The organism is Klebsiella sp. RHBSTW-00484 (genome assembly GCF_013705725.1).
GTDB lineage: Bacteria > Pseudomonadota > Gammaproteobacteria > Enterobacterales > Enterobacteriaceae > Klebsiella.
This window is the reverse complement of record NZ_CP055481.1, coordinates 6,188,318-6,205,048: the sequence shown is the minus strand read 5'-3', so window position 1 is coordinate 6,205,048 and position 16,731 is coordinate 6,188,318. Positions and strand designations below refer to the sequence as shown.

The following is a 16,731-nucleotide window of genomic DNA, read 5'->3' as shown; positions in this document are numbered from 1 at the left end:
AAATACAATTTCTGCGTCAGAATATAAAATCCTTAAAATAAATATATTGATTGTGATATTTCTGTTTGTTATTCGACGCTGACGGTTTTTCTATTTAAATATTAAACATTTATAGGGCTTTTGTAGCCCGGACAGGCGCAACGCGCCGCCTCCGGGAAATAACCAGCAGCGTGCTTCTGTCCGGGCTACCTGTTCTATCCCCAAAATAATTCGAGTTGCAGGAAGGCGGCGACGCAGTGAATCCCCAGGAGCTTACTCTAGTAAGTGACTGGGGTGAGCGAGGAAAGCCAACGCACAAGCAACTTGAAGTATGAAGGGTATATCCCTTTATTACAGGGAGCTTGATGACAAATTAAATTATCCCAACGCCAGCAGCCGCAAAGCCAAAGACAATTAGCATAATTAATACCTTATTTGGGCTAACCTTTTTATTCAGCAGCTTCAGGCAGCCCAGAACTAAAAGCAGAGGTATCAGCCCGACGCAAATTTTGTCGAGGATCTCCTGCAGCACAAAGGGCTGCCCGGCGATGGTCGTTTTGAAGGTGGTAGTAAACTTCACCATGCTGGCGCTCATTGCCCCTACCATCATCAAGCCCATCATCGCCGAGGCTTTCGTTATGCAGCTCAGCAGCCCAGACTGCGTTGCTTCGGCAATGTATTTTGATCCCAGACGGTAGCCCATTACCCCGCCGTAATAGCGCAGCAGATAGCTGGGAATATTGTAAATCAGCAGGAACAGCAGCGGCCCCAGCGGGTTACCCTGCGACGCCAGACCAATGGCGATCCCGGTGGCGATAATGCGCAGCACGCCGTAGAAGAAGGAATCCCCGACCCCTGCGAATGGCCCCATTAGCGCCACTTTGATGCCGTTAATACTGGAGGTATCAAAGTTCGGATTGGCTGCGTTCTCTTTCTCCATCGACAGCGTCAGGCCCATAATAAACGGCGCTAAATGCTGGTTGGTATTGAAGAACTGGCTGTTACGTTTGAGCGACTCGGTATAGCGATGCGGGTCACCAGCATAGATTTTTTTCAGCATCGGCGCGATGGCCCAGCCGTAGCTCAATCCTTCCATACGGGTGAAGTTCATCGAACCCAGCAACTGGAACTGACGGAAGAACAGCTGGCGGAACATCTTTTTCTCACTCTTGCTGTCGCTGTACGCGCTCACTGCGTTGTTATGGATATCAGTCATTGAAGAACCCATCCTTATCGTCAACTGACGGGGTCGCGGCAGTCGCCGCTTGTTTGTTCGCTTTAAGCTGGTTGAACTCGTTAAAGCACAGATAAACGGCAACGGATGCGGCAATAATCGCAATGCCCATGATCGGCAACTGCAGATAGGCCGCCATCGCAAAGCCGATAAAGAAGAACGCTGCGATGTTCCGGTTCCACAATGCTTTGAGCAAAATCGCGAAGCCCAACGCTGGCAAAATGCCGCCTACCGCAGTCATTCCACGCATCACCGTGTCCGGGATGCTTTCGACCAGGCTGCGGATAACGTCGGTGCCGAACAGGATGCCGAAGAACGCCAGCACTGCGAACGGTACGCCGTAAAACATCGTCATACCGAACGTCATGCCGAGTGCGGCACGGTCGCGTCCCTCTTCAAGCAATGCGTCATATTTCTCGACCAGGGCGGTATAAACCAGCTTCAGCACCTGGTAGACGAACACCGCCAGCAGGCTGATGGGCAGCGCCAGCGCAACGGCCACCGCCGGTTCCGCGCGGGTCAGAATGGTAAACGCGGTAGCCAGCACCGAACCCACCGCCAGGTCGGCGGGGACGGAGCCGCCGATGGTGATGGTGCCAAGGAAAATCAGCTCCAGCGTGGCGCCGATAATAATGCCCTGCTGGAGATCACCCAGTACCAGTCCGACCATCGCGCCGCAGATCAGCGGTCGTTCGATTAACGGTTGGCCCAGAGTATGGTCGGCGAATTTGGCGATATACATCACCAGTGCGACAAGTAATGCAGACGTTAACATAGCGACCTCGCTTAACTGGCGGCGTTGTCCAGCATCTCAATCAGGTTTTTGACCGGATGAGAAGGCAGGACCTGGTATTCAACGGCTACGCCACGATCGGCGATAGCATGGAAATCCACCACATCTTCCGGCGTCACGTAGACGGTGTCACTTATGCGCTTTTTCGCCGCCAGATTGTCGGTAATACGCCCGAAGTTGGCGACGTTCAGGGTTTTTATCCCCGGAACCTGTTCAACCAGACGGCGGGCATCGGCAGCATTGTTAACGATCACCATAATCTTCATCGCGTCAGATCGCGGGTCGTTAAGCACATCGCCCGCGTCTTTGACCGCCATAATGGCGCACTTGGCGGTATCGGGAGCCGCCATGCGCAGCGACATTTTTTGCACTTCGTTATTCACGATCTGGTCATTGGCGACCAGAATGCGGTTCACGCCCAGATGCTTGGTCCAGACGACGGCAACCTGTCCGTGGATCAAACGATCGTCAATACGTACTAAAGAAATCATGTGTAGCTCCAGTTAGCAAAAGTAGGGGGTCCAGACGCGGGAAAGGCGAACCAGGGCTTCGAAATAAAAATAATCGCCCCAGAGGTTTGGTTCGTTAATACCCATATTGCGGCCAAAGTTGTAAACGCCTTCGCGCAGCAGGCCGTCCTGCGCGTGGGCAAAGTAATGCTCGCGTAAATTGCGCATCATCAGCTCGATAGCGTTGGCGTAGGCCGGGCGCAGCGGGTCGGTTAGCGGCAGTAGCTTTAGCAATTCCGCCAGGCCGCAGGCGGCGATTGCTGCCGCAGACGTGTCCCGGTACGGGTTATCTTCAGCGGTAAAGATCAGATCCCAGTAGCAGACAAAATCGTCCGGTAAGCGGTTGAGAAAATAGTGCGCCAGGCGGCGGGAGAGCTCGGGCTGCCAGGCATCGCCGGTATGGGCATATCCCAGCGCGAAACCGTAAACTCCCCACGCCTGACCGCGTGACCAGCAGGAGCTATCACTGAACCCCTGATGCGTATCGCCGCGCAGCGGCTGGCCGTTCTTTACATCCATATAAAACGTATGAAAGGTCGACGCGTCTTCACGCACCAGATAACGCGCAGCCTGCGCCAGATGGCGACTGGCGGCTTCCCGCCACGCGGCGTTGCCCGTCTCGTCGGCGGCCCAAAACAGCAGTGGGACATTGAGGTTGCAGTCAATAATCATCCGCCCCTGACGCGCCGGGTCGCTTAAATCCCCCCACGCCTGAATGACGCCCGCCGTGGCGTTAAAGCGGCGATACAGCAGTTCGGCGGCACGCAGGGCGAGTTCCCGGGCGCGCAGGTTGCCGGTGAGCTTCCAGGCGTTAACGCAGGAGAGCAGATAGAGAAAGCCGAGGTCGTGGGTATCGACTTTGATCTGCTTATCGAGCCGCTCTTCAAAGCTGTCGAGCAGGTTTTCCGCCACCGTGCGGTATTTTTCATCGCCGGTCACCTCCCAGGCGAGCCACAGCATCCCGGTCCAGAATCCCTCGGTCCAGTCGACTTTCTCCACGCTTGCGTAGCAGCCATGGGTGGCGCTGGCGGCGGGAAACGTTGCCGTAAAGCGCGGCAGCATGGCATCGAGTTGGTCCAGCACTTCGGCGATAGCCCCGCTTAACCATGTCTTATCCAGCCCCGGTTGCGGTGAGAAGTAACGGGCATCAAGTGCTTCGAGTGCGATGGTCACAGGTTTTCCTCCCCGGCAAAAAAATCGTCAATATCGTCCTGGGTCTGCTGCTGCGTTGCCTGGCGCGCTGCGATGATCTCCGGCAACAGATTCATGTACTGCATCGCCCCGCTGGCGGCGGCAACCGCATCCTGAAGCCGCTGCGCGGTATCAGGGTGTTCCGACATGCAAAACTCCATCAACATAATCAGGTTGGCGCCGCTGATAACGTGGGCGTGAGGGTATTTGACCATCATCTGTACGGCGGTATTGTTGACGCTGCCGCCGGGCATATCGGTAAACAGCACCAGTTCATTGCCAAGAGCGGCGGCCTGTTGAGCGATGGCGTCAAAGCGGGCTGCCAGCTCTGCCGTTGAGCCAATTTCGCCGCAGTAGGCGCAAACGGGCGTGACGCCGTGGTCGTCGCCAATCAGCAGATTTAACGCTGAGACAATCCCTTCGGCATAGCGGCCATGAGTTGCGATGTACATCTCTCGCATTTCGCGTTCCTTAATCTTTTCAGGTATCTGCCAGGGATTTTGCAATCAGCGTGCCATGTTTTTATTTGTTTGTTTTTAAAGGTGAAAAATTAATTTTTGGACGCTAATTTCAGTGTTGAAATGGGCGGGATAACCAGTGTCGATGGGGCCAGCCGAAGCTGGCGGCGGGAGGTTAATTGATGGGGTCAAAGGCGATCCATGGCTCCATGATTTCATAGATCATCAGCACTTCGGTGAGCGGCAGGGTGATATTGTATTTACGGTTCAGCGCCTGGAAAAAGGTGTCGTGGACGGCGACAAACGCCTGCTGATCCAGCGTCAGCTCCGCCTCTTCGCGATGGCGCACGCCGTTATTGACCATTACCCGCTCAATCATCAGCGCGATATGCATAAACAGATTGATGCGCAGGTAGCTTTCAAAATGGATTTTGTAGAAGGATTCATACTGTTTAATCACCGCTTCAACTTCATCAATAATCACCACCGGATTGAGGAAGTTGAGACGGCTGGCGACGCCTTCGACGGTAAACAGCTTCACGACTTCATCAATCATCGGCTCCAGACCGCCTTCCATCAGCAGCCCGTTGAAGTAGTCGCGCTTTAACACCAGCGTCTTTTCTTTAATTAACTGCTCTACGCTTAGCAGCGGAATATAGCCCGCTTCCAGATCGGTGGTCGTGATGATAAGCCGGGTGCCGTTTAGTGCCGGGTCGGCGTGGGCGATTTTCCACTTCAGATCGTCATACTCCATCGTAATGATGTCGATCTCCTCCTGCGCCAGAAATCGCTGGACGATATCTTTCAGCTTGCGGGAGATCCCTTCGCCGGAGATGCAGGAGATAATGATTTTATTCCCCGGCAAGATCCCAGCGTAGTAGCGGGTTTCAACCTCATACGCCCCTTTGGCGCTCTCAATAATCGCCTCCATCGACAGTTTGTCCTGAATTTTGGCGGCAATATCCAGCGCCATAGCGGTGCTGACGTTGTTGATAACCAACAGTTCACCATGCAGGTGAAGCTTAATTTCTTCGTAGATCTCTTTTAGTGACCCCATATCCACCAGGATAATCAGCCCGCCCCCTTGTTTGAGGCGCGAGACGTGGGCAATCAGCAGGTCGATGATTTCTCTGGTGGAGGTCGCGTTGGCCATATCGAAGGCTTTAAAGTAGTAGCCGCCGGTCAACTGATTGGCGATACCGGCAATACTCGATGCGGTGGCGCGACCGTGGGAAACGATAATGCCCTGAATGGGGTCGTCTTCACCGGCCAGGGTATGAAAAGCGCAGCTTAACAGCGGCAGCAAGAGGGGCAGCGGCTGGTGGGTGACGTGTTTGTTCAGCAAGGCGAGGCACTCTTCCGCCAGCAGGCGCGCCTTCGCGGAAACATAGTCAGAAATCGTCTGTAGCTCGTTCGCGTTGACCGCCTCCTGAGAAGGATGCAGCGCATAGCTGACGCAGAGCCAGACGGCTTTGCGGATCTCCTGGCTACAGCTGATACCGGTCAGGCTCTCCAGCTCGTTCAACGCATGAGCGGTATTCTGCCAGATATAGCCGCTATACAGCGACTCGGCGGCAACCGCGCCGCTGACCGTGGTCAGCAGCTGTTCCATTTTGCGATTCAGCAACAGCACGTTACCGCTATGGCAAAAGTCGCGAAAAATAACCGCATCGTGCATCGCTTTTGGCAGCAATTGGCTGACATTAAGCGCATCATCATCAGGGTTAGCGGTAATTCTGATTATTTCGCCGCCGGACGAGGGGCCGCGTAGCGTAATCACGGAGGTCTCGCGATTATCGCTCCAGGCGCTGGCGCACATGACTTTGATCTGATTTTTTAGCTCGCCGATATTGCCGCGCACCGGCGAGGTTACCAGTTGATGCATGAGCGGATTATCGAGATGAATATCCCGGCGCAGGCTGAGCGCTTCCTGATGCAAAAAATGGCTAACCTGAGCGACGCGCTCGGTGAGCGGGCGCGAAATATAGTTGGGCAGCGTCACGCGCACCGGAATTCGGCGGCGGAAGGTGTTGAGCAGGACGGTGTCGATATTCTCCGTGGTGGCGAAAATAAAGCGCAGCGACGCCGGATGGCGCGTGCGGTTATCGCCGAGACGATAGAAATAGCCTTTGTCCATAAACAGAAACAGCTTCTCCTGGTTCTCAGCTGACAGTCGATGGACCTCATCGAGAAACAGAAACCCGCCATCCGCATCATCAAAGGCCCCACGCTTTTCGCGGTCAGCCCCGGTGAACGCACCGCGCGTATAGCCGAAAAGCGTTGCCGAAAGCAGCTCCGGGTTATTGGCGTAGTCGGCACAGTTCAGTTCAACGAACGGCTTATCCGCCGCAATGACGTTGCGCTCGATGGCATATTGATAAATCAGCGCCGCCAGATGGCTCTTACCGACGCCGCTTTCCCCGGAGAGCAGGACAGGCAGACCGTCGCCGGGATAATCCACCGCCGAGCGGCAAAGCGCGATTGCTTCCGCCAGGCTTCCCTGTGCGCCGATCAACTGCTGAAAGGCGTCGTGCTTTTTCGACACTATGCGAGACGCCTGCGCGTTTTTTACGCCATTTTGCTGCACAAAGAAGCGAACCGGGCGGGTATTTTCTTTACTCAGATGGCCGTCATCGCACAGCCTGTTGAGGTAATGACTGATGACGCTGCGGTTAACCTGCATAAAGTCAGCGCAGTCCTGAGCCGTGAAACCTGCGGGTTTCTGCGCATAATGGGTGAGTATTTTGTGAAATAACTTTTCTTTCGCCGACAGCGCCATTTTTCAGTGTTCCGCATAGAGTAGAAAATAGCGTCGATTTAATTTAGACACTAGACACTACGGTTTTCATTAGACACTGAATACTTTCCACGCCATGGGTTAAAAATGAAACCATGTTTTGATTAGAGTGTGATGGAGATCGCCACACATTTTCTGTGGTGGAAAACAAATCGGCGGAGCTTTACTCCCTGAGCAGCGCAATAAATGCTTCATACCCCGCCAGTCCCGCAATAGTGTCCGCCGGATGACGGCACAGCACGCTGGATAAATAGCTGAATATTTTTAACTCGTGGCGCGCGTCGGCGGCGGCGCAGGCGATGAGCACATGGCTGACCGGCTCGTTATTGACCTGCATGGGGCGCGCGAGGGTGATAAAGAAGCCGCGAAAGCGGCGCTCCTGCTCGCTCCAACAGTGGGGGATCGCCAGGCGATTCACAATCAGGTTTTCGCCCTCATGCTCCCTGGCGCAGATGCGCAGTGCCTCGTCTTCGGTGATATGACCCTGCGCGACAAGCTGTCCGCAAATTCGGCCGATAATCTCCTGCCAGCTTTCGCCCGCCGTATTGGGGTAATGGAAGCTGCCCTGCTGTGAAAAGAAACGCTCAGGCTGCTGGCGGATAAAGGCCGTGGCGAGGAAGTTTTTAATCTGCTCGGTACCGGCTGCGGTGATAATGTTTTTGATAGTAAGAACATTTTTTAAAGCATCATCAAGCAGATAGTGACTATTGTTGATGATTAATAGCGGAGTGACCTCTTCGCTGATGGCGCTTACTTCGCCCGCGCTGCGCGCAATAATCACCCGGCAATTCAGCACATCCCGCTCAATCGCCTGCTGGTTAATGGTGGCGATGGCGTTCTGATCGGAGAGCAAAATAATCGGCTGGCGTTCGTTCTGATGCCGTTCCAGAGCACAGGCAAAATAAAGCCCAATCAGGTCGCTGTCGAACAGAGGAATATCCAACTGTTCGCGAAGTCGGGCGATAAAGCGCAGGCTCATGTCGAAGGCGGCGGGCCAGGCGGCCTTCAGGTTGTTCATGCTGCCCTGTCGATGTTCCGGGATCCATACCGGGGCGGCGACGCAGCGCAGGAGGTGACCGGTAATATTTTCGACTAGCTGTTCGTCGATAATATTCAGCGGGGTGACGCCGGGTAGCGATTTTAGCAGCGACACGACGCCCTCTTCGGAAATCGCAGCGGTATGCTGTTGTTGCATTTCCAGCAGCCCAACCAGCGTGCTAAACGCCTTGTCACCGAGATAAATTCCCGCCAGCTCCACCGCATTGTTAAGCGCACTATGCTGACACTCAGGCCAGGCGGCGGTGAGCTGGTTGCGCAGGGCATAAACGGCAAGCACTACGCTTGCGAGATACTCTCCGGAAACCAGCGCAAAAGCGTGCAGATTTTCACAGGCCTGCTGAAGCTGCTCGATGTTCTCGCGCGTTATGCCCGGCAGGGGAATCAACAGCGGATCTTTTTTCAGCAGATTCGCCAGCAGGATAATGCGCTTGTCTTCAGGCTCATCAATAAAGTGCCCGACGCCGGGGCGGCTTGCGATGCTGAACGCGCGTTCGTAGCGCTGCTTCAGGCGCGGCAACCTGTCGGCGACCCAGGTTTCCGGTAAATTCAGCGTCGCGGCGAGCTGCACGCGGGTGGTAAATGGGTTAAGCAGTAATATCGCCAGCAACCGGTCATCATTATCATGACGTTGTAAAAGCTGGAAATAGCCGCGCCGGTCGACAATATCCAGCTGGTAGCCCGCACCGCCGCCGGGGTGAATGCGGGCCTTACCGCTGAAGGTAAAGTTGAGGTAATCAATATCGCGCAGGATCGTGCGGCTCGACACGCCAGTTTGTCGCGCCAGTTCGCCCAGCAAGCAGGGCTGCTGTTCGAGAATCTCCGCGACCTTTAACTGGCGTTCCGATAGCATATACACTTCCTCCTTCAAGCTGCTTCTGCGTTAGCTGCATTCACTCACCCTAGTCACGTACTACTTGTACGCTCCCAGGGATTCATTCATTTGCCGCCTTGATGCAACTCGAATGAGTTTGTGTATGGCTCACCTGGCGAAAGTCAGTGAAGGCTTTGACCTTATCCGCCGTCAGCGAGGCCAGCAGCTCGCGCACCAGGGTAAACAGTGCGTCATAATCTTTTGCCGAAACCATGCCGCTATTGGCGTGCAGATAGCGGGTCGGCAGGCACAGCGCAGCCACCGGACGACCGCCGCCCATCACATTGTAGCGTCCACCGTCCGTTGCCCCGGTTTTCATGGTGCAGAACTGCAATGGGGCGCCGCTGTCTCCGGCGCTCTGTTTTAAGGCGGCGACCAACTGCTGGTTAGGGAAATAGCGCTTATCAAACAGCATCAGCCCCGGCCCGTCGCCGAGCTTCAGCGGATATTTGATGCTGTCGATGCCGGGCACGTCGCCCGCCACCGCAGTATCCAGTACGATAACCACGTCGGGTTTGATATGCTCCGCCGAGGTTTGCGCCCCGCGCAGCCCGACCTCTTCTTCCACGCTGCCAACGCCATACAGCGTGATTTCCGGGTTATCCACCGCTTGTAAAAGCTCCGCCATCAGGGCGCAGCCGACGCGGTTATCCAGTGTTTTGCCGACGACTTTATCGTCGCCCCAGCGGGAAAAGTTCGCTTCCGGACTGATGAAATCGCCGATCGCAATGCCGCGTTTTTCCACCTCTTCGCGGCTGCTCGCGCCAATATCGATGAACATCTCGTCAAACGACAGCGGCTGCTGTTTCTGCTTTTCCGTCAGGGCGTGCGGTGCTACGGAGCCAATCACGCCGGGGATTTTTACCCCTGCGCGGCTGCGCACGGTCACCCGGTGATTGAGCATCGACTGGTTCCACCACCCGCCAATGGTGGTGAAACGGATAAAACCGCTCTCGTCGATATGCGTCACCATAAAGCCCACTTCATCCATATGCCCGACGATGGCGACTTTCGGCCCGCGCGTCCCTTTGCGGGCGACAAAGCTGCCGAGGCCGTCAAAAGTGATCTCATCCACGCAGGGTTCCAGCGTGTCGATCAAAATCAAACGAACTTCCTGTTCATCACCGCTGACGGCGCTGGCTTCGCATAACTGTTGTAGTAACTCAATGTTCATGGACAAGCTCCTGCTGCGCGGCTTTACGTTTGAGCCACAATCCTTTCAGAATGATGATTAGCGAAATGTTTAGCGCCAGGCCAATCGCCAGCACCAGATAAAATGAACCTACAGGCGACATCAGGCCGATCAGCGGGTCAAAGATACCTAAACCCGGCGCCAGACGTTTGATTCCGAAGGCGATCACCAGCATCCCGGTAATGCCGCCGGAGAGCGTATTGGCGGTAATCATCGGCAGTGGGGCGGCCAGCGCGTAAGGAATTGCCGGTTCGGTAGCGACGGTTGCGCCGACCACAATCGCGCTGCTGGCGGCGGCCTTCTCCTGCTGTGTAAACAGCTTCGGCGCGATATAGGTGGCGATACCTGCGGCGACGGGCGGCATCAGCGCCACCACGCCAACGATGGCGTACCAGTCATAGATATGTTTTTCCAGCAGCGAGAAGCAGAAGAACCACGCGGTTTTGTTGATCGGTCCGCCCATGTCGAACGCCAGCATCGCGCCAACAAGGAAAGCTGCGCCCATTTTCATGGATGGCGGAATGGTGTTCAGGAAGTGCAACAGGCCGCCCATGATATCGGACATCACCGGGCCGACGACGTAGTACGTCAGCACGCCAAACACCAGTAGAGTGACGAACGGGATCAGCATTGAGCCGAGCAGCGGCTGAAGCGCCTTGCCGAGACGTACCTTGCGAAACCATAACACGAAGTAGCCGATTGCCAGCCCCAGCACTACCGCGCCGAGAAATCCCGCGCCGGACTGCGTACCCAGCAGCCCTTTATCGTTCGCCAGATAGCACACCAGAAACGCCGGGGCGAACGCCGGTTTATCGCCAATCGACCAGGCGATGTACGCGCCCATGATTGGGATCATAAAGGTGAAGCCGAGATAGCCGATAGATTCGACGACCCAGGTAAACGACGGCGCGCCTTTCGACATGTCGGTATATGGCAAACCGAACTGCACCAGCATATTGGCGATGGCGACCAGAATACCGCCGCCGATAACAAACGGCAGCGCGGCGGAAACTCCCGCCATCAGGTGGCTCATCACGCTACCCTGCTGTACATCCTGTTTGCCCAGCTTGACGCCGCTATCGGCGGCAAAAAGCTGCGAATGAGAGGGCAACTGGGTAAAGATCTGGTCGATATTTTTCAACGCCTGGGAAATGGCGATCTCATAAACCTTCTTACCGGCAAAGCGTGCGCGATCATCAGCGCTTAAGCCGCGTCCTGTCGCCAGAATCACGTAATCCGCAGCGGCAATCTCTTCATTGGTCAGGCGGTTTTCGACGCCGCTTGAACCTTGGGTTTCAACTTTTATGGTATGGCCGAGCGAACGCGCTTTTTGCTCCAGCGCTTCCGCCACCATGTAAGTGTGGGCGATACCGGCGGGGCAGTTGGTGATCGCCACTAAACGCAAGGATGACTCCATAGCCGCTTCCTTATGAGGTTAAGGTCTGATTTAACAGCGCCAGCACCTGGTCGGCGTCGCCCTGTTTCAGCTGGTTGATAAAATCCTGATGGATAATTTTGCGACACAGGGTGCCGATGATTTTGACCTGGTCGTCCTCACCGGCCTGCGGCACGCCGAGGCAGATCCAGCAGTTGACGTCTTCGCCGTCGCTGGCCTTCCAGTCGACGTTGGCGGATTTACGCGCGAACAGGACGAAAGGCTGCTTCACGCAGGCGTTTTTGCCGTGAGGAACGGCGATGCCCGAACCAAAACCAGTGGAGTGCAGCTTTTCGCGCAGCAGCAGCGTTTGCAAAAACTGATTACGGTCGCTGACGTAGCCGTTATGAAAGGCCATATCCGCCAGCTGCTTGAGGATGGAATAAACGCTATTGCCCTGAATATTCAGGTCAATGCAGTTCGCTGTAAGGGCTGCCATGGTGAGACTCCGTTAAAACTGAATGAATACGATTTTAACGTCGGGACGGCGAAGAGATGAGCGGCAATATGTCAGCGCGCAGTGACATTTTGCCCAGTAAGCGCGAGTGGGCTTTGTGCGCAAGCACACAATTCTAGTTCGTGCGGGTTAGCGGAAAAACGTGCTGTGAACCTTTCCGAGGAAAAAAATGCGCTATTTATCACATTTCTCTCTTTCCGCAAAAGCGGGATTGCCGGGTAAAAACATGCAACCCATACAGGGAATTATCGGGCTAAGTAACTTAATGATCTTAAACAAAATAAAAAGTTAACTGTTAAGCCGATCTCACTTTATAAAAGAGATGTTGATCACAAAAAATAGCGTAATAAAGCGGTTGTCAATATTAGGCTGGAGCAAAATTATCGGCATATTGTGATCTCTATTGCAAATAGCAGTCTTGAAGTCAGGGAAAAATGTTGGCAGAGAAAACGGCGGGGGCAGGCAATGAAAATTGGCATTGTTATCAGCGGTGGGGATGTTTCTGGAATTAATAATTTTATATTCCAGATTGCCAAAATGGCGAATGCTGAGATCACCATTTTTAATGGCGGAATACCTGGGCTGTTGGATAAAAATTATCAAGAAGTTGCCTGGCGCGATCTGGTTGATTTTTCGATTGCGGCTATTCCGATTATTACCTCCGGACGCACCAGTCGTAAATTGCTTCGTAGTGAATATGAAACGATTGCTAAAAAAATTAAGTCACTGCGCGTTGATGTGCTGATTATGGCCGGCGGCGACGGTAGCCTGCAGTTTCTCAATACGTTAAGTGAGTTTGATATTAACTGTTTTGGCGTCGGGATGACGATTGATAACGATGTGTACGGTAGCGATTATACCATTGGTTTCTCTACCGCCTGTGAGCAGATTATTAAAGAAGTTTCCCGCTTAAGAAATACCGGCAGAGCATTGCCTGGTCGGGTATTTATGGTCGAAATACGGTGATGCTGCCAACTTACTGATTTAGTGTATGATGGTGTTTTTGAGGTGCTCCAGTGGCTTCTGTTTCTATCAGCTGTCCCTCCTGTTCAGCTACTGACGGGGTGGTGCGTAACGGCAAAAGCACCGCCGGACATCAGCGCTATCTCTGCTCTCACTGCCGTAAAACATGGCAACTGCAGTTCACTTACACCGCTTCTCAACCCGGTACGCACCAGAAAATCATTGATATGGCCATGAATGGCGTTGGATGCCGGGCAACCGCCCGCATTATGGGCGTTGGCCTCAACACGATTTTCCGCCATTTAAAAAACTCAGGCCGCAGTCGGTAACCTCGCGCATACAGCCGGGCAGTGACGTCATCGTCTGCGCGGAAATGGACGAACAGTGGGGATACGTCGGGGCTAAATCGCGCCAGCGCTGGCTGTTTTACGCGTATGACAGGCTCCGGAAGACGGTTGTGGCGCACGTATTCGGTGAACGCACTCTGGCCACACTGGAGCGTCTTCTGAGCCTGCTGTCGGCCTTTGAGGTCGTGGTATGGATGACGGATGGCTGGCCGCTGTATGAATCCCGCCTGAAGGGAAAGCTGCACGTTATCAGCAAGCGTTACACTCAGCGCATTGAGCGACATAACCTGAATCTGAGACAACATCTGGCAAGGCTGGGACGGAAGTCACTGTCGTTCTCAAAATCGGTGGAGCTGCATGACAAGGTCATCGGGCATTATCTGAACATAAAACACTATCATTAAGTTGGAGTCATTACCCGAAATACTAGGAGGTTATTGTGGAGAGTTAACGTTGCAATCGGCGATTAAATGTAACGCGGATATCGCCCTGATCCCGGAATCGCAGATGCCGCTGGCTGCGCTTGCCGAGCGGGTGAAGCAGAAACTGGCAAAGCAGAATAGCGTCGTGATCCTGTGCTCTGAAGGCTACACCAGGGAGTATTCCCCCGGATTCCAGGGGGCTATTGATACCATGATTAAGCAGCTTGAACCGCAAATTGGCGTGCGTATTCGTAAAACCATTGTGGGCTACGGTTTACGTAACGGTGACCCGACCTGTGAAGAGATTTATCAGGGTACGATTATGGCCAGTGAAGTCGTTCGCTGCATTCAGTCAGGGATGAAAAATAAAGCCATCATAATTAATTCAAGTAATAAACCTATTCCAATTGATTTAGTCAGTATGAAAAAACGTCTGGTAGATACCGAAGGACACCATTATAAACTTGCCAAACAACTCAATATAATTTGAGGAGACCCTACATGCTGAAAATTCTTTGCGTATGTGGCTGCGGCCTCGGTTCAAGCTTTGCCATCGAAATGACGACGAAAGCGGTTTTAAAGAAACTGGAAATTCCGGCGCATATTGAACATACCACCGTTTCCGAAGCCGGAGCGTTTAAATCCGATATGATTCTCACGCAAAAAACTTTCGCCGATATATTAACGGCGGATGCTAGCGAGGAGGAAATTAAACGCGTGGTGGTGCTGCATAAACTGACGGATAAAGACGAAGTTGAGGCCAAGATCGTCGCATTCTTAAAAGAACGTAACCTGAAGGTAGCGGACTATGAATAGCTTTGTAGAGTTTATCGTCAAAGATTTGCTCGGTCAGGCATCGATATTAATCGCCTTTATTGCGATGCTGGGCCTGATCCTGCAAAAAAAATCACCGGGTAAAACGGCAGAAGGAACGTTTAAAACCTTGCTCGGCTTTTTAATCATGATGGCCGGGATTAACATTATTGTCGCCACGCTCACGTTCCTGAACGATATTTTCACTCAGGGATTCGGCATGAAAGGCTATATTACCGACGTTGCCGCTATCGCCGGGTTAGCTAACCGTGAATTAGGCTCGGAAGTGGCGCTGACGCTGCTGGTGATCTTTGCCGTCAACATTATTATCGCCCGCCTGACGCCGCTGAAATATATCTTCCTGACCGGTCAGGCATTGCTGTGGATGGCGACCATTGGCGCGGTGATTGGCTATAAAGCCGGACTGACCGGATTCCCGCTGATCCTGACCGGCGGCATCTTTGGCGGCATTATGGCGGTACTGATGCCCGCGCTGGCACAGCCGGTGGTCAGGCGCATTACCGGTTCTGACGACGTGGCGCTGGGGCACTTCTGCACCATTGGTTATCTGGTACAGGCGGCGGTGGCCAAAGTGGTGGGTAAAGGTTCCCGCTCAACGGAAGACCTTGAATTACCGGACAACTTTAAGTTTCTCCAGGACACCTACCTCGCGATGGCGGTGGTGATGGTGCCGATGTATCTCATCCCGGCGGTCGCGGCGGGCCCGGAATATATTGGCCAGTTCTCCAACGGTATTAATTACCTGATGTACGCCTTTATGCAGTCCATTCAGTTCGTGGCGGGCGTCTTCGTGCTCTACAGCGGTGTTCGCTTACTGCTTAATGAACTGGTTCCGGCATTTCGCGGTATCGCAATGCGTATTGTTCCGGACGCCAAGCCCGCGCTGGATTGCCCGGTTCTGTTTCCCTATGCGCCTAACGCCGTGATCGTCGGCTTCCTGGCGACCACAGTCGGCTCCATTATCGGCATGCTGGTGTTCCCGCTGTTCGGCCTGGCGATGATTCTGCCCGGTCTGTTAACCAACTTCTTTGCTGGCGGTACGGCGGGCGTGTTTGGTAATGCGCTGGGCGGCCGCCGTGGGGCGATGATTGGCGGCGTGGTTCACGGCCTGTTTATCACCTTCCTGCCTGCGATTCTGGTACCGATGCTCGAAAGCTACGGCTTTACTGGCGTCACTTTTAGCGATTCTGATGTGATCAGTTCCGGTCTGGTATTGGGTCATGCCTTCCAGAATAACTGGTTGTTTGTCGCCTTATTCATTGTTTTTGTTGCCGCACTGGCATGGTTCGTAAACGGTAAATCAGCGAAGCCGAAAGGGGAAAATGCTCATGAGTCTGTATAATTTCAACGATATTCTGAAAATTGCGCAGGAAAGAAAATTTAAAGCGATTGGATCGTTTAATTTGCACTGTATTGAAATGCTGCCCGCTTTTTTTAAAGCGGCGCAAAAGAGTAATAGCCCGTTAATGATTCAAATCTCGACCGGGACGGCGGAATATCTGGGCTATCGCTTACTGGTCGACGCGGTCTGTTCGCTGGCGGAGAGTGAAAATGTGCCGACCTGCCTGCATCTGGATCACTGCTCTGATATTAGCGCGATCGAAACGGCAATGGACGCCGGTTTTTCATCGGTGATGTACGACGGTTCGCACCTGGGGCTGGAAGAAAACATCGGCAATACGCGAATTGTGGTGGAGATGGCGCGTCCGCGGAATATCACCGTTGAAGGCGAACTGGGGGCTATCGGCGGCTCAGAAGATGGTAAAGCGGTTGCTGCGGAAGATATCTGCTTTACCACGGTGGAAGACGCGAAACGTTTTGTGGATGAAACGCAGGTCGACATGCTGGCGGTCTCCGTGGGAACGGTGCATGGTCTGTATACCGGCAAGGCGCAGATCCAGCATCAGCGACTGCAAGAGATTAGCGCCGCAACCGGCGTGCCGTTAGTGCTCCATGGCGGTACCGGCGTCAGCGATGAGGATATGCGTCTGGCCGTCACCGAGGGCATCAATAAAGTGAATGTCGGCACGGAAATGAACGTCCAGTGGGTCGATCAATGCAAAACCACCTTTGAAAAAGGCAAAGTGAATGACAGCGTGCGCAAGTTTTTAATTCCAGCGAATAATGCAGTCACCAATGTATTAATGGAAAAAATCGCCCTGTTTAAATAAGACTTCATTATTTAATGAT

Annotated in this window: 14 protein-coding genes and 2 pseudogenes; 6 read left to right on the top strand and 10 right to left on the bottom strand. The window is 53.7% G+C overall.

Annotated features, from left to right (window positions below; genetic code table 11):
- Positions 1-352: 352 nt before the first annotated feature.
- From HV213_RS29175 to HV213_RS29130, 10 genes are all read right to left on the bottom strand, one after another.
- Positions 353-1,195 (bottom strand): PTS system mannose/fructose/sorbose family transporter subunit IID, encoded by an 843-nt coding sequence (locus tag HV213_RS29175; protein WP_142512736.1) that lies wholly within the window; start codon positions 1,193-1,195, stop codon positions 353-355.
- Positions 1,188-1,988 carry a PTS mannose/fructose/sorbose/N-acetylgalactosamine transporter subunit IIC gene (locus HV213_RS29170; protein ID WP_181484259.1) on the bottom strand — a complete coding sequence of 267 codons (801 nt, stop codon included), beginning with the start codon at positions 1,986-1,988 and terminating at the stop codon, positions 1,188-1,190. The genes HV213_RS29175 and HV213_RS29170 overlap by 8 nt, the downstream gene beginning before the upstream one ends.
- Before the next feature lie 11 nt (positions 1,989-1,999).
- A complete protein-coding gene (locus HV213_RS29165; protein ID WP_181484258.1) occupies positions 2,000-2,497 on the bottom strand; it encodes a PTS sugar transporter subunit IIB in 498 nt (165 codons plus the stop codon).
- A gap of 12 nt (positions 2,498-2,509) precedes the next feature.
- A complete protein-coding gene (locus HV213_RS29160; RefSeq protein WP_181484257.1) occupies positions 2,510-3,688 on the bottom strand; it encodes a glycoside hydrolase family 88 protein in 1,179 nt (392 codons plus the stop codon).
- Positions 3,685-4,167 carry a PTS sugar transporter subunit IIA gene (locus HV213_RS29155; RefSeq protein WP_181484256.1) on the bottom strand — a complete coding sequence of 161 codons (483 nt, stop codon included), beginning with the start codon at positions 4,165-4,167 and terminating at the stop codon, positions 3,685-3,687. The genes HV213_RS29160 and HV213_RS29155 overlap by 4 nt, the downstream gene beginning before the upstream one ends.
- 172 nt (positions 4,168-4,339) lie before the next feature.
- Positions 4,340-6,943, bottom strand: a complete 2,604-nt coding sequence (locus HV213_RS29150; RefSeq protein WP_181484255.1) for a sigma 54-interacting transcriptional regulator — start codon at positions 6,941-6,943, stop codon at positions 4,340-4,342.
- 181 nt (positions 6,944-7,124) lie between these two features.
- Positions 7,125-8,870 carry a putative frv operon regulatory protein gene (locus tag HV213_RS29145; protein ID WP_181484254.1) on the bottom strand — a complete coding sequence of 582 codons (1,746 nt, stop codon included), beginning with the start codon at positions 8,868-8,870 and terminating at the stop codon, positions 7,125-7,127.
- A gap of 82 nt (positions 8,871-8,952) precedes the next feature.
- The gene (locus HV213_RS29140) at positions 8,953-10,065 is read right to left on the bottom strand and encodes an aminopeptidase (protein WP_181484253.1); all 1,113 of its coding nucleotides are present in this window, start codon (positions 10,063-10,065) and stop codon (positions 8,953-8,955) included.
- Positions 10,055-11,500: a PTS fructose-like transporter subunit IIBC gene (locus HV213_RS29135; RefSeq protein ID WP_142514954.1), complete on the bottom strand. Its 1,446-nt coding sequence runs from the start codon at positions 11,498-11,500 to the stop codon at positions 10,055-10,057. The genes HV213_RS29140 and HV213_RS29135 overlap by 11 nt, the downstream gene beginning before the upstream one ends.
- Before the next feature lie 10 nt (positions 11,501-11,510).
- Positions 11,511-11,957 (bottom strand): PTS fructose transporter subunit IIA, encoded by a 447-nt coding sequence (locus HV213_RS29130; protein WP_142512745.1) that lies wholly within the window; start codon positions 11,955-11,957, stop codon positions 11,511-11,513.
- Positions 11,958-12,440: 483 nt separating this feature from the next.
- Between HV213_RS29130 and HV213_RS29125 the strand changes: the two are divergent.
- The 6 genes and pseudogenes from HV213_RS29125 to HV213_RS29100 form a co-directional block, all read left to right on the top strand.
- A pseudogene (locus HV213_RS29125) lies at positions 12,441-12,935 on the top strand (6-phosphofructokinase); the annotation flags it as partial.
- Between the two features lie 56 nt (positions 12,936-12,991).
- Positions 12,992-13,689, top strand: a protein-coding gene (locus HV213_RS29120) for an IS1 family transposase (RefSeq protein ID WP_223335778.1) whose coding sequence is annotated in 2 segments (ribosomal slippage) — positions 12,992-13,241 and positions 13,241-13,689 — 699 coding nt in all. Because the reading frame shifts where the segments join, the coding sequence is not laid out codon by codon here.
- A gap of 16 nt (positions 13,690-13,705) precedes the next feature.
- Positions 13,706-14,197, top strand: a pseudogene (locus HV213_RS29115) (6-phosphofructokinase); the annotation flags it as partial.
- An 11-nt stretch (positions 14,198-14,208) separates the two neighbouring features.
- A complete protein-coding gene (locus HV213_RS29110) occupies positions 14,209-14,523 on the top strand; it encodes a PTS sugar transporter subunit IIB (protein WP_181484252.1) in 315 nt (104 codons plus the stop codon).
- The gene (locus tag HV213_RS29105; protein ID WP_181484251.1) at positions 14,516-15,883 is read left to right on the top strand and encodes a PTS sugar transporter subunit IIC; all 1,368 of its coding nucleotides are present in this window, start codon (positions 14,516-14,518) and stop codon (positions 15,881-15,883) included. The genes HV213_RS29110 and HV213_RS29105 overlap by 8 nt, the downstream gene beginning before the upstream one ends.
- Complete coding sequence (locus HV213_RS29100; protein ID WP_181484250.1) at positions 15,870-16,712, top strand: class II fructose-bisphosphate aldolase; 843 nt, start codon at positions 15,870-15,872, stop codon at positions 16,710-16,712. Before HV213_RS29105 ends, HV213_RS29100 begins: the two co-directional genes overlap by 14 nt.
- The last annotated feature ends 19 nt before the right edge of the window (positions 16,713-16,731 follow it).